This is a genomic window from Aquabacterium sp. (assembly GCF_035476535.1).
In the GTDB taxonomy this organism is placed as follows: domain Bacteria; phylum Pseudomonadota; class Gammaproteobacteria; order Burkholderiales; family Burkholderiaceae_C; genus Pseudaquabacterium.
The window spans coordinates 14,823-28,362 of sequence record NZ_DATILJ010000214.1 but is presented as its reverse complement, the minus strand read 5'-3'; the positions used below and the strand labels follow the sequence as shown (position 1 = coordinate 28,362).

The window sequence follows — 13,540 nt, the reverse complement described above, 5'->3', positions numbered from 1 at the left end:
CATGGAAGTCGACGGCGGGCGCTGCATCTGACCGTGCGACCTGATGCCTGTGCATGAGCTCCGCCCGGCCGCCCGAAGGGGCTCATTCCCGCTTGGCGGGACTGGCCGCAGGCCGTAGGGTGCACCAGTGAGCTCCGACCGACCACCGTCCGACGCTGACGCGACACGCGTGCGGCCGCCCGTGCCGGACGCTGACGCTGACGCTGACGCCACGCGCGTGCGGCCCCCGGTCCCCGACCCGGACGCCACCTGGGTGCGCACCACGCCCGCGCGCAAACCAGCGCCGGCGGACGACACCACCATCGCGCGCACCGTCCCGCTGACCGGCACCCACACCACCGTGCTGCGCCGCGGCGAAGCGCCGGCCACGCCGCTGCCCGAGGCGCTGGCGCGCAAGGCGCCGCTGGCGCTGCAGCCGGGCTTCCGCCTGCACGAGTACCGCATCGAAAGCGTGCTCGGCCAGGGCGGTTTCGGCATCACCTACCTGGCCACCGATGTGAACCTGCGCGCGCCGGTGGCGATCAAGGAATACCTGCCCGAGGAGATCGCCTTCCGCGCCGGCGACCGCAGCGTCTCGCCGAATGCCGTGCGGCACCGCGAGCGCTACCAATTCGGGCTGGAGGCCTTTCTGGTCGAAGCGCGCACGCTGGCCACCTTCCGCCACCCGAACATCGTGCGCGTGGCCCGTTTCTTCGAGGCGCACCACACCGCCTACATGGTGCTGGAGTACGAACGCGGCAGCCCCTTGCGCGGCTGGTGGCCCGAGCACCAGGCGATCGGCGAGCGCGGCCTGGTGGCGCGGCTGCAGCCGCTGCTCGATGGGCTGGCGGTGGTGCATGCGGCAGGTTTCCTGCACCGCGACATCAAGCCCGACAACATCCAGGTGCGCCAAGACGACGGCCGCTTCGTGCTGCTGGATTTCGGCTCGGCCGGGCAGACCGTGGCGCTGGCCGAGGCCGAGGCGGTGATCGTCACGCCCGGCTTCGCGCCGATCGAGCAGTACGGCATCGGCGAACAAGGCGCGTGGACCGACATCTATGCGCTGGGCGCCACGCTGTACTGGGCGGTGAGCGGCCACAAGCCGCCCGATGCCGAAGCGCGCGCCACCGGCGCGGCGATGAAGAGCGCCGTCGACATCGGCCGCGGGCGCTACGGCGAGAACTTCCTGCGCGCCGTCGACTGGGCGCTGCAGCCCGACGCCGCGCAGCGCCCGCGCGACATCGCCGCCTGGCGCCAGGCCCTGCTCGCCGACCACCTGACGACGCTGGGCCTGAAGGAAGCGCTGCGCGGCGGCGATGCCATGACCGAGCCCGCCGGCAGCACCGGGGCCGGCGCAGCGCTGCGCCGCGGCGGCACGGCACTGCGCACGGTGTTCACGCCCTCGGCCTGGCCGCTGGCCGTGAAGATGACGCTGGCGATGGTGGTCACCGCCTTGCTGCCGATGCTGGTGACAGCGGCCTACAACCTCAGCCAGAGCCAGCAGGCCCTCACCGCCAGCCAGCTCAACCAGGCGGAACTGCTGGCCCACAACACGGCAGGCCGGCTGGCGCAGCTGATCAACGACAGCCAGAACCTGGCTCGCGTGCTCGGCACGGACATCGACTTTGCGCGCTATCTCGCGCAGCCCGATCCCGCCGCCCGGCCCGCGCTGCGCGACAAGCTGGTCGCCGTGACCAAAGCCAACCGCGACATCCACCTGGTGATGGTGATGGACACCGCCGGCACCACGCTGGTGTCCAGCGACGCCAACCTGATCGACCGCAACTTCCGCTTCCGCCAGTATTTCCAGGAGGCGATGGCCGGCCGGACCTTCGTCACCAGCCTGGTCGTGGGCGCGGTGGCCGGCGCCACCGGCGTGTTCTTCTCGATGCCGGTGTTCGACGCGCAGCAGACCGTCATCGGCGCGGTGGTGCTGCGCATCCATGGTTCGTCGTTCGCGGCCATCCTCGACGAGGTGCGGCACGATTCGATCCTGACCCCCTTCCTGATCGACGGCGACGGCGTGCTGGTCCACCACCCGCGCGAAGACCTGCTGTACCGCAGCCTGATGCCGCTGCCGGCGCCGACGCTGGAAGCCATCCGTGCCGACCAGCGTTTCCGTCGCGACACCATCGTCAGCCTGAACCAGCCCCGGCTGGCCGCGGCCATGGTCGGCGCGACGAAGGCCGGCCATGTGGCCTACCGCTCCAACCTTAGCGGTGTCGACGAGATCGCCGGCTTCGCGCCGGTGCCCGGCCACCACTGGGTGGTCGGCGTCAGCGAGCCGCGCTCGGCCTTCGAGGCGCCGCTGATGCTGCTGTACAACCACTTGCTGTGGAGCGTCGGTCTGATCGGCCTGCTGTTCACCGGTCTGGCGCTGCGCTTCGCGCGCAGCATCGTGCGGCCGATCCAGGCCCTCACCGGCGCCGCGCATGCCCTGAAGGCCGGCGACTTCGACCGTGCGGCCATCACCGTGCACAGCCGCGACGAGGTCGGCCAACTGGCGCGCACCTTCAACGTGATGGTCGATGTGCTGCGCCAGCGCGAGCGTGAACGTGAAGCCGCCCCGCCGCCCGGCGATGCGCATCGATGAGCGGCATGCCGCCCGCAGCGCCCGGCTGGCAGGCCTGGTTGCAGACGGCCGAGCGCCTGGACCGGCGCTTTGCCGGGCTCTGCGCGGCGGCGGGTTTTCGCTACCAGCAGCCGCTGGCCTTGCAGCACGAGGTGCCGCTGCGCCTGCGCCGGCCCTACGAGGTGCCGGTGGCCTACACCGATTGGGGCCCGCGCGGCGCGCCACTGCTGGTGTGCTGCGGCGGCGTGGCCAACACTGCGATGCGCTTTGCATTCCTCGCCGCCGACCTGGCCCGCGAAGGCCACCGCGTCATCTGCATGGACTGGCTGGGCCGTGGCCGCTCCGGCTGGCTGGCCGACGGCAGCGAGTACCAATTGGCCACCTACGTCGAACAACTGCGGCAGCTGATCGAGCACCTGGGCGGCGGGCCGGTCGCGCTGCTGGGCTCGTCGATGGGCGGCAGCGCCGCGCTGGCCCTGGCGGCGCGGCAGCCGTCATCGGTGTCGCGCCTGCTGCTCAATGATGTCGGCCCGCACATTCCGCAGGCCCGGCGCGCACGGCGCGCGCAGGCGCTGGCCCGGCACTATGTGTTCCGCTCGCCGCAGGACCTGATGCGCCGCGCCGGCGCCGCGCAGAAGCACGACGGGCCGGTGGGCGACGAAGTGCGCCAGTTCATCGCCTACCACCAGACGCGCTGGTCCGACGAGGATGCCGGCCGCGTCTACCGCGTCGACCCGCGTGCGCTGCTGGCCTACCAGCGCGACGCGGCGTGCAGCGTCGACCAGTGGGATGCCTGGGCGGCGCTTCAATGCCCCGTGCTGCTGGTGCACGGCCTGGAATCGGATGCCTTGTCGCCGGCGACGATAACGCGCATGCAGCGCGGCCATGCGCTGACGCTGGCCCATGTGCCGGACACCGGCCACACGCCGGTGCTGAGCGACCGCCACCAGACCGCGATGATCGGCGACTGGCTGCGCGGCGACGGCGCCGGGCCGGCCGAGTTTTCGGTGCCGCATGCGCCGATGCGCCGGCCCTGGCAGGGCGGTTGAGCGTCGATCAGGTCAGGGCACTCAACAGCTCGTCTTCCAGCCACTGCGTCAGCGCGGTGGCGGCGATCGTCACCGCCTGATCGGCATCGCCGCTCGACGCCGCCGCGTGTTCGCACAGCGCCGCAAAGTTCTCGCCGCGCTGCATCGCTTGCAGCAGCACGGCCTCGTGCGGGTCGAGCGAGCGCCACCGTGTTTCCAGCCCGCGCCGCCAAACCAGCAGCTGGTGCGCTTCGGCCCGCGGTTCGGGCAGGTCGGGCTCGTCGCCACTGTCCGCATCGTGCTCGCGCAGCGCGCGCCAGGCGGCCTCGATGGCCCAGTCCAGCGGCAGCAGTTGCACGCTGGGATGCGGCGTGAAACGCAGCGCCGCGAACTGCTCGGGCGCGAGCGCGGCCAGCGCGTCGCGGACTATCACCGGCGCGTCAGCGGCGTCGAAGGCGCTGCGCAGCGCCCAGTCCATGCGCGCCAGGTCGACGAAGGCCGGGTGCGGCACCAGGCCCGAGTCCTGCTCGACCTGCGCGACCATGAACTCGGCCAGGCGGTGGCCGAACCAGCGGATCGACGGCACGGTGGACGGCCAGGCCCGGCGATAGGCCGTGGCCAGCGCATCGAAGGCCTCGTCGCCCATCGCCCGGGCCAGGATCTCGAAGTTGTCGCGCAGCGCTTCATTGAGCCGCGCGCCGTAGGCATGGCGGTAGGCGCTGATCAGCGGCGGCCCGCCGTCGGGGCTGCCGGCCAGCAACTGATCGACCGGCGCGCCATGGGTCACCGCGGCGGCAAAGGCCAGCTGCTGTTGACGCAGCAGGTCGCTCATGCCAAGGCCGCCGTCGTTTCGGCCGCGACCTCGGCGGCGACATCTGCGGCGATGTGCCGCGCGATGTCCAGTTCGGCCAGTAGCTCGTCGAGCGCCGGGATCCGGTCGTCGCGCTCGATCATCGTCGGGCGAAAGCCGATGCGCTGCAGCGTGTAGCGGTACAGATCCCACACCTCTGGGCACACCGGTGCGTCATGGGTGTCGATCAGGAAACCATCCTGCACCGAGTGGCCGGCCAGGTGGATCTGCACCACGCGCTCGGGCGGCATCGCATCGATGTAGGCCCGGGCATCGAAGCCGTGGTTGACGCTGCTGACGTAGACGTTGTTGACGTCCAGCAGCAGCAGGCTGTCGGTGCGGCGCAGCAACTCGGCGACGAACTGGAATTCGTTCATCTCGTCGGCCGCGAAGCGCACATAGCTCGACAGGTTCTCGATCGCCAGCCGCCGGCCCAGCGTGTCTTGTACTTGCTGCAGCCGGCTGGCCACATGGCGCAGCGCGGCCCCGGTCATCGGCAGCGGCAGCAGGTCATGCAGGTTCTGGCCGTTCACGCCGGTCCAGCACAGGTGGTCCGACAGCCAGGCCGGCTGCACCCGCGCGGCCAGGGCTTTCAATTCGCGCAGGTAGTCGGTGTTCAGTGCATCGGTGCCGCCCAGGGACATCGACACGCCGTGCATCACCACGGAAAAGTCGGCGCGGATGCGGTCCAGGTGGTGCAGCGGCTTGCCGCCCGGCACCATGTAGTTCTCGCTGATGATCTCCAGCCAGTCCACCGCCGGTTTCGCGGCGATGAAATCGGCGTAGTGCTCGGTGCGCAGGCCGAGGCCGAAACCGCTGATCTGCGAATCACTCATGCAGCGTCCCAGGCAGGGTCAAGGTCGCAAAAGGCACCCGGGCACCGACCGGCGGCACTCGGGCGCGACAAGGCACGGGGTTCGCAGAATTACTTGACGACCTTGCCGCCCGCGTCGGTGCATTCCTTGGCCGACTTGGCATTGACCCAGCCTTGGCCCTTGCAGCTGTTCTGGCCCTTGCAGGAGCTGCTGGCGGTCTTGCATTCGCTGCTGCCCTTGCAGCTGTTGGTGCCCGAACACTTCACGCCCGCATCGGCGGCTTGCACGGTACTGGTGGCCAGCAGGCCGGTGGAGAAGAGCGCGGCGGCAGCGGTGGCGATGGCCACACCCGACTTGATGTTCATGAGATTTCCTTTCGATGCAGTGAACGTGAGGTGCGCCCCGGCCCGGTTCGGCCGGGGCCATCAGGACGCAAGCGTCTGTCGCCACCTGCTTCGTTTTCCTTACAGGCTTGTCGAAGCGGATCGGCGACCGGTCTGAGATACGCGGGGTCTCGCCGATCGGATGCAGCGCCCGCCGGCCCACGTTCAACGCATCGCGCTCAGCCCGCCAGCACGGTGGCAAAGGCCTCTGCCGTGCGCTCGACATTGCCGCTGTTCAATCCGGCCACGCAGATGCGGCCAGAGCGGATCAGGTACACCGCATGTTCTTCGCGCAGCCGGTCGACCTGGGCCGCGCTCAATCCGGTGTAGCTGAACATGCCGCGCTGGCTCAGGAAGTAGCCGAAGTCGCGGCCCGGCACCCGGGCCACCAGGCGCTCGTGCAGTGCGCGGCGCATGCGGGCGATGCGCTCGCGCATCGCGCCGAGTTCGGCTTCCCACATTGGGCGCAGTTCATCGTCGCCCAGCACGAAGGCGACGATCTGCGCACTGTGCATCGCCGGGCTCGAATAGATGCGGCGCACGGTGTAGCGCAGCTGACCCATCACCAGCGCGGCTTCGGCGGCCGTGGCGCAGACGGCGCTCAAAGCGCCGCAGCGTTCGCCGTACACGCTCATGCTCTTGGAGAACGAGTTGGCGACGAAGTAGGTCAGGCCGGCGTCGGCCAGCGCGCGCACCGCATAGGCGTCTTCGACGATGCCGTCGCCGAAACCCTGGTAGGCCAGGTCCAGGTAGGGCAGCAGTTCACGCTCGCGCAGCACCGGGATCAGTGCATCCCATTGCGCAGCCGTCAGGTCGACACCGGTGGGGTTGTGGCAGCAGGCATGCAGCAGCACGATGCTGCGCTGCGGCAAGCCACGCAAGGTCTCCAGCATCGCATCGAAGCGCACGCCGCCGGTGCTGCTGTCGTAGTACGGATAGGTGTTCACCGTGAAGCCCGAGCCTTCGAACATCGAGCGGTGGTTGTCCCAGGTCGGGTCGCTGACCCAGACGCTGCTGGCGGGCAGCCAGGTCTTCAGGAAATCGGCGCCGACCTTCAGCCCGCCCGAGGAGCCCACGCTCTGGATCGTCGCCACGCGGCCGGCGGCGATGGCCGGGTGCTCGGCGCCGAGCAGCAGCTTCTGCACCTCGCGGCGCATGTCGGCGGCGCCTTCCATCGGCAGGTAGGGCTTGGCGCCGCCGGCGGCCAGGATCATCGCCTCGGCGCCGCGCACGCTGTCCAGCACCGGCAGGCGGCCCTGCTCGTCGAAATAGATGCCGATCGACAGGTTCACCTTCTGCGGCCGCGGGTCGGCGTTGTAGGCATCGACCAGGGCGAAGATCGGGTCGCCCGCATAGGGCTGCACATGCTCGAACATGGTGAAAACTCTCCGGTGGGGGACCGGGGATTATCTGGCGGCGACCGGCCCGGTTTCCGCGGCGGCTTCCCAGCACACCCAGCGCCCGTGGGCATGGCTGCGCGCCAGCAGCGTGGTCTGCGCCTGGCCGGCGTCGCCTGCCAGCGTCAGGTACCACAACGAGGCATTGGCCAGTTCGGCCGCGCTGACCTGGTCGTCGCCGGGCCGTACCGGCGGCGGCGCATCGCCCAGCACCAGGCCAGGCCCTTCGGCGCTGAGCCAGGCCAGGCCGCGGCGCTGCACCAGCGCGCGCATGGCCTCGACATGGCGGGCCAGCGCCGCGGGCTCGAAATAGGCCAGCACCCAGCTGTTGAAGACCACCGGCTGCACGTCGGGCGGCAGGCTGTCCAGCCAGGGCTCGATCGCGGCGAAGCAGTCGTCCGCCTGCTGCACGCGCCAGCCGGCGCGGCGCACGAGGGCCGCGGCCTGGTCGAAGCGTGTCGCGCGGGCGCGGTCGTGCGGCCACAGGCAGGCGCGCAACCAGCGCAGCGCCCGCTCGTCGGCCACGTCCACCGGTGCGGGGTCCAGGCCCAGGCGCTGGGCGATCTTTGGCGCCGGCACGGCGGGCGGCGCCGCGCCGGCGACCGGGTGGCAATGGATGAGCGGCGTGCCGGCGCCGGCGGGTGCGCCGAGCGCCACCGCGCCATGCTGGTAGCGGTAGGCATCAACGCCCAGGTTCAGCCCCGCGCTGCTGCCGAAATCCAGCAGCGCCAGCGGCCGGCCGCCGCAGCGCAGGGCCAGTTCGGCCAGCGCCGGCCACAGCACCGCGCAACGGCCGATCTCGTTGGTCTGCGTGGCGCGCTGGGCTACATGCGCTGCCAGCGCGGCCTGCTGCCGGGCGAAGAAGTGATCGAAAGCTTCGGGCAATGCGGCGTCCGGTGCACGCGTGCCGCCCACACTGGGAAAGTAAGCGGCCAGCGCATCGCCCGCGCCATCGAGCACACGCTCGTGGATGGCGGCCAGCAGCAGGTTGGGCCGCTGCTGGTGGCGCGGCGCGGCATCCAGCAGTGCCAGCGCGGCGGGCCGCTGCGCGAGCAGGTGGCACAGCGCCACGTACAGCGGGTCTTCACCACACTCGGTGCTCGCGAAGCGCTCGAACACCTGCTGGCGGCGCGCCAGTGTCTGCGCCGCGTCGCCGGGCGCGGTGGCGTCGGTGACGGGCCCTGCGGCGCTCATCGGCCGGGCGCGCCTGCGCGCCGGCCTGTGCGCAGGCGCGTGGACGGCGGCCCGCCGCGCGGCTTCATGCGGCCAGGGCGGCCTCGATGTCGGCGGCCAGCTTCTCCGGCGCGTCCTGCGGCGCATAGCGCTTGATCACGCGGCCGTTGCGGCCGACCAGAAATTTTGTGAAGTTCCACTTGATGGCCCGGGTGCCCAGCAGCCCCGGTGCTTCCTTGGTCAGCCAGCGGTACAGCGCGTGGGCGCCCAGGCCGGTGACGTCGATCTTGGCCATCATCGGGAAGCTGACGCCGTAGTTCACCTGGCAGAACGATGCGATCTCCTCGTTGCTGCCGGGGTCCTGTCCGCCGAACTCATTGCTCGGAAAGCCCAGCACCACCAGGCCCTGGTCCTTGTAGGTCTGCCACAGCTTTTCCAGACCGGCGAATTGCGGCGTGAAGCCGCAGGCGCTGGCGGTGTTGACGATCAGCATCACCTGGCCTTCGTACTGGGACAGCTTGACACGCTTGCCGTCGATGGACAGGGCGTCGAATTCCCCTATGCTTTGTTCTGACATTGCTGAGACACTCCGTGCACGGCTGGCTGAAGAGCGGCATGTTAATCCCCGGATTGCGGGCGCGCCGCGCTTTGACGATCCGGCCTTCTTCGCCGATCATGGCCGACTCCTTTGCCTGTCACTGACCCCGTCCCACCGATGTCTGTTTCGATTCCTGTCGCGTTGCTGGGCTTCAGCGCCTTCGAACGCAATGCGCTGGCGTCGTACTTCCGACTTGCCGCGCGGCGCAACCCGACCTATGTGCATGTGCTGGATGTCGACGAGGCGCGCTTCGTCGTGGCCGATGCCGACCAGTCCGGCGTGCCCGAGCTGCTGCAGGCGCTGGGCCGCATCACCGATGCGGTGTTCGTCGGCGCGCAGGGCCCGGAAGGCGCGGCCAGCTGGATGATGCGGCCGATCGACCCGGTGCATGTGCTGCGCGAGCTGGATGCGCTGGTGGCCATGCGCGACAACCCCGGCACCGGTCCGCTGCCGCTGCTGGCACCGTCGCCGACCATTTCACGGCCGATCACGCTCGGCAAGGGCACGCCGACACCGCTGCGCCGCGCCGCCGATGAAGCGCAGCGCGCGGCCGACGAAACCCGGCCGCTGCCGACGCTGGAAGAACGCCGCGCCGCCGCCGAGACCTCGCGCCGCCAGCGCGAAGCCGCGCTGCGCCCGGTGCCGCTGCGCCGCGCACTGCTGATCGACGACAGCGAACTGGCGCTGCATTTCCTGGACCGCCAGCTGCAGCGCTACGGCCTGGTCACCGAATGGGCGCAGCACAGCGGCAAGGCGCTGGAGCTGCTGTCGCACAAGCCCTTCGGCTTCGTGTTCTGCGATGTCGACCTGGGGCCGCACAGCGACCTGGACGGCCTGTCGCTGTGCCAGCACATCAAGCACCGCCATGTGCACCCGGGCGGGCGCACGCCGCTGGTGGCCATCGTCTCGGCCTTCCATGAACCAGTGGACCGGGTGCGCAGCACGCTGGCCGGGGCCGACGTGCACCTGGGCAAGCCGCTGGACTTCAATGTGCTCGACCGCTGGCTCAGCCAGCAGGGCCTGACCCGGGGGCCGGAGTTGCCGGTGCCCGTGGTCGAATGAGGCCGCGGCGGCAGCGCAGCGCCAGCAGGGCCGGGCCGGCGGCCATCAGCGCCTGCGTGGCAGGCTCGGGCACGTTGGGCTGCATGACGGCGCCGGCCGGGATCAGGTCGGTGTCGGCTCCGAACTGCATGTAGCTGTACAGGCCCGCGCCGGGCCGTGGGGGCAGCGAACGCAGTGAGCGTGGGGGTTTCATCCTCGGCCGTGCCGCCGCGCCGGCCTCAGTCGATGGCCGCCAGCAGTGCCGCGGTGACGATCAGCGCGCCGCCCACGGCCAGCGCCGGGCTCAGCGTGCCGGCGCCGAGCAGCAGCGCCGAGAACGCGGCGAAGACCACCTCACTGATCATGATCACGGCGGTGGTGTGCGAGCGCAGGCGTGCGGCGCCGTACTGCAGCGCCAGGTTCGAGACGACGAACCAGGCGGCCAGCCCGGCAACGGCCAGCGGCCAGACCCAGCCCTGCGCCGAGGGCGCGGCAATCAGCCCGCTGTGGGTTTGCACTGCCGCCAGCAGCAGCGAGACCAGCACGCCGCCGCTGAACATCGCCAGCGCGCGGCCGGGCTGGCTGCGGTGGGCCTCGCGGCGCAGCATCACGTTGTTCAGCGCGAAGGTGAACCCGCCGATGACCGCCAGCGCATCGGCCAGGCCCACCGGTGCCAGCAGCTCGGCTTCGGCTGGCCACAGCACCACGGCTGCGCCGGCCAGTGCCAGCGCCACCCGCAGCAGCTCGCGCGGGCCGATGCGCTCACCCAGCAGCGGCCGCGCCAGCAGCACGGCCCACAGCGGCATCAGGTAGAACAGCAGCACCACGCGCACCACGTCGCCGATGGTCACAGCCCAGTTGAAGCAGGCGTTGGTCAGGCCCGCGGCCAGCATCAGCACCCACATCGTCGGCGTGCGCAGCAGCTCGCGCAGCGCGGCCGGGCGCGCGACCAGCAGTCCGATCACTGCCACCGTGAAGGTGAATGTCGTGACCCACAGCGCATGCAGGCCGGCCTGCTGGAACTGGCGGAACGGCCACCACGACACGCCCCAGGTGAAGGCGTTGAAGACCAGCGCCAGCGCCGGCAATGCGCGGGGATTCAATGCTTGTCGGTTCTGGCGATGGCCAGCAGCCGCTCGACCTCGTCGCGGTGCAGGATGCAATTGCGCGCATGCCAGCGCCAGATCAGCGCCATCGTGCCGGCCACCAGCAGGCCGAACAGCGCGATCGCGGTGAAGGCCGACAGGCCCAGCTTGGTCATGCCGGTGTAGAACGCCGCCAGGCCCAGGATGCAGGCCTGCTCGTTGAAGTTCTGCACCGCGATCGAGCGGCCGGCGCCCATCAGGTTGTGGCCGCGGTGCTGCAGCAGCGCGTTCATCGGCACCACCAGGTAGCCGCCGGCCAGGCCCAGCAGGATCAGGAAGGGCACGGCGACCCAGATGTCGCGGATCAGGTTCAGGCCGATCAGCAGGATGCCCATCGCCACGCCCAGCGGGATCACCGCGGTGGCGCGGTCCAGCCGCATGCGCATCGAGGCGATCACCGCGCCGGCGGCCACGCCGATCGACACCACGCCGGCCAGCGATGAGGCCTGCGTCGTGCTGTAGCCCAGCGCCGCCGCGGCCCAGGGGAAGACGATGATGCGCATGTTGCCGCCGACGCCCCAGAACATCGTCGTCGTGGCCAGCGAGATCTGGCCCAGCTTGTCGGCCCACAGCCGCGCGTTGCACTGCGAGAAGTCGCTCACCAGCGTCATCGGGCTGTGCGCCAGCGGCTGCAGCGGCGCTTCGGTGCGCGGGATGTAGAGGTTGAACACCGAAGCCAGCACATACAGTCCCAGCAGCGACGCGATGGCGGCTTCGGGCGCGGTGTCGATGCCGGTCTCGATCATCGGCAAGTCCAGCCCCAGCAGGCTCGGCGCGATGTGCGTGCCGACCAGCTGGCCGCCGAGCACGGTGCCGAGGATGATCGAGACGATGGTCAGCCCTTCGATCCAGCCATTGGCCTTGACCAGCTGCGAAGGCGGCAGCAACTCGGTGAGGATGCCGTACTTGGCCGGCGAATAGGCTGCCGCACCCAGCCCCACCACGGCGTAGGACAGCAGCGGGTGGGTGCCGAAGAGCATCATCAGGCAGCCGCCGACCTTGATGCTGTTCGAGATGAACATCACCTTGCCCTTGGGCACCGCATCGGCGAACGCGCCGACAAAAGGCGCCAACAGCACATAGAACAGCGCGAACATCACGGCCAGCGCCGGCACCTGCCAGGCCGGGGCCTGGTTGCTGCGCAGCAACTCGATGGCGGCGACGGTCAGCGCGTTGTCAGCCAACGAGCTGAAGAACTGCGCCGCCATGATGGTGTGGAAGCCTCTTTTCATTGACCGTCAGCTTTCCGCAACCCCAACCCACCGTGTCCGTCGTCGACCGCCCAGCGGCTCGTCCCCTGCAGTCCGTGCCCGCAGCCTGTTCTTGAATCGCCAGCCCGGATGACGCCCTCTGGCGCCCGGTCGGCCGGGGGTTATAGCATGGCCGCCTGCGGGCCCTGCTTTGACAGAATGGCCGGCCGCCTCGTCCCGAGCCCCCACCTCCTCCCCGCCGAAGGCCCACCGTGCCGCGTCCGATCGAAGCCCTGATCCACACCGGCGCCCTGGCGCACAACCTGGCGCAGGCCCGCGCCGCGATGCCCGATGCGCGCGTCTGGGCGGTGGTCAAGGCCAACGCCTACGGCCATGGCATCGAGCGGGTCTACGACGCGCTGCGCAGCGCCGACGGCTTTGCCTTGCTGGACCTGGCCGAGGCCGAACGCATCCGCGCCCTGGGCTGGCGTGGCCCGGTGCTGCTGCTCGAGGGCGTGTTCGAGCCGCGCGACCTGGAGCTGTGCTCGCGGCTGAACCTGTGGCATGCGGTGCACCACGAAGCCCAGATCGATTGGCTGGCCGCACACAAGACCCACCAGCCGCACCGCGTGTTCCTGAAGATGAACAGCGGCATGAACCGGCTGGGCTTCACGCCGGCGGCCTACCGCTCGGCCTGGGCACGGCTGAATGCGCTGCCGCAGATCGACGAGATCTCGCTGATGACGCACTTCTCCGATGCCGACGGGCCGCGCGGCATCGCGCACCAGATCGCGAGCTTCGACGAGGCCACGCGCGACCTGCCCGGCGAGCGCTCGCTGAGCAACAGCGCCGCGACGCTGCGCCACCGCGGCCTGAAGAGCGACTGGGTGCGCGCCGGCATCCTGACCTACGGCAGCGCGCCCGACCACCCGGAGCACGACATCGCGCACTGGGGCCTCCGGCCGGCCATGAGCTTGCGCTCGCGGCTGATCGCCACGCAGCAGCTGCAGCCGGGCGACACCGTGGGCTACGGCAGCCGCTACACGGCCGAGCGCGCGATGCGCATCGGCATCGTCGCCTGCGGTTATGCCGACGGCTACCCGCGCCATTGCGGCAGCGGCACGCCGGTGCTGGTCGAAGGGCAGCGCTGCGCCACGGTCGGCCGGGTGTCGATGGACATGCTGGCGGTGGACTTGTCGCCGCTGCCTTCCGCCCAGGTCGGCAGCGAGGTCACGCTGTGGGGGCAGGGCCCGCACGGCGCGGTGCTGGCGATCGACGAGGTGGCGCAGGCCGCCGGCACCATCGGCTACGAGCTGATGTGCGCGCTGGCATTGCGGGTGCCGACGCACATGACCGACTGAGCGGCTGA

General features: G+C 70.5%; 12 protein-coding genes. 4 read left to right on the top strand and 8 right to left on the bottom strand.

Annotated features, from left to right (window positions below; all coding sequences use genetic code 11):
* The first annotated feature begins 127 nt into the window (after positions 1–127).
* Positions 128–2,572, top strand: a complete 2,445-nt coding sequence (locus VLK61_RS21135) for a protein kinase domain-containing protein (protein ID WP_325423621.1) — start codon at positions 128–130, stop codon at positions 2,570–2,572.
* Entirely contained in the window at positions 2,569–3,600 is a 1,032-nt protein-coding gene (locus VLK61_RS21130) for an alpha/beta fold hydrolase (protein WP_325423619.1), read from the top strand. The genes VLK61_RS21135 and VLK61_RS21130 overlap by 4 nt, the downstream gene beginning before the upstream one ends.
* A gap of 7 nt (positions 3,601–3,607) precedes the next feature.
* Here VLK61_RS21130 and VLK61_RS21125 read toward each other — a convergent pair whose 3' ends face one another.
* The 6 genes from VLK61_RS21125 to VLK61_RS21100 all read right to left on the bottom strand — a co-directional run bounded on the left by VLK61_RS21125 (position 3,608) and on the right by VLK61_RS21100 (position 8,774).
* Positions 3,608–4,411, bottom strand: coding sequence for a DNA-binding domain-containing protein (locus VLK61_RS21125; RefSeq protein WP_325423617.1), 804 nt, complete (start codon positions 4,409–4,411; stop codon positions 3,608–3,610).
* A complete protein-coding gene (locus VLK61_RS21120; protein ID WP_325423615.1) occupies positions 4,408–5,265 on the bottom strand; it encodes a DUF692 domain-containing protein in 858 nt (285 codons plus the stop codon). Before VLK61_RS21120 ends, VLK61_RS21125 begins: the two co-directional genes overlap by 4 nt.
* Before the next feature lie 89 nt (positions 5,266–5,354).
* Positions 5,355–5,609 carry a hypothetical protein gene (locus VLK61_RS21115; protein ID WP_325423613.1) on the bottom strand — a complete coding sequence of 85 codons (255 nt, stop codon included), beginning with the start codon at positions 5,607–5,609 and terminating at the stop codon, positions 5,355–5,357.
* A gap of 197 nt (positions 5,610–5,806) precedes the next feature.
* Positions 5,807–7,003, bottom strand: coding sequence for an amino acid aminotransferase (locus tag VLK61_RS21110; RefSeq protein WP_325423611.1), 1,197 nt, complete (start codon positions 7,001–7,003; stop codon positions 5,807–5,809).
* Between the two features lie 30 nt (positions 7,004–7,033).
* Complete coding sequence (locus tag VLK61_RS21105) at positions 7,034–8,218, bottom strand: DUF2332 domain-containing protein (protein WP_325423609.1); 1,185 nt, start codon at positions 8,216–8,218, stop codon at positions 7,034–7,036.
* 64 nt (positions 8,219–8,282) lie between these two features.
* Positions 8,283–8,774, bottom strand: coding sequence for a glutathione peroxidase (locus VLK61_RS21100; protein WP_325423607.1), 492 nt, complete (start codon positions 8,772–8,774; stop codon positions 8,283–8,285).
* A gap of 138 nt (positions 8,775–8,912) precedes the next feature.
* Here VLK61_RS21100 and VLK61_RS21095 point away from each other — a divergent pair, with 138 nt between their 5' ends.
* Positions 8,913–9,857 carry a response regulator gene (locus tag VLK61_RS21095; RefSeq protein ID WP_325423605.1) on the top strand — a complete coding sequence of 315 codons (945 nt, stop codon included), beginning with the start codon at positions 8,913–8,915 and terminating at the stop codon, positions 9,855–9,857.
* Between the two features lie 218 nt (positions 9,858–10,075).
* Here VLK61_RS21095 and VLK61_RS21090 read toward each other — a convergent pair whose 3' ends face one another.
* On the bottom strand, positions 10,076–10,939 hold the full coding sequence (locus VLK61_RS21090) for a DMT family transporter (RefSeq protein WP_325423603.1): 864 nt from the start codon (positions 10,937–10,939) through the stop codon (positions 10,076–10,078).
* Entirely contained in the window at positions 10,936–12,213 is a 1,278-nt protein-coding gene (gene lplT, locus VLK61_RS21085; protein ID WP_325423601.1) for a lysophospholipid transporter LplT, read from the bottom strand. The genes VLK61_RS21090 and lplT overlap by 4 nt, the downstream gene beginning before the upstream one ends.
* A gap of 230 nt (positions 12,214–12,443) precedes the next feature.
* Between lplT and alr the strand changes: the two genes are divergently transcribed.
* On the top strand, positions 12,444–13,532 hold the full coding sequence (alr, locus tag VLK61_RS21080; protein ID WP_325423599.1) for an alanine racemase: 1,089 nt from the start codon (positions 12,444–12,446) through the stop codon (positions 13,530–13,532).
* The last annotated feature ends 8 nt before the right edge of the window (positions 13,533–13,540 follow it).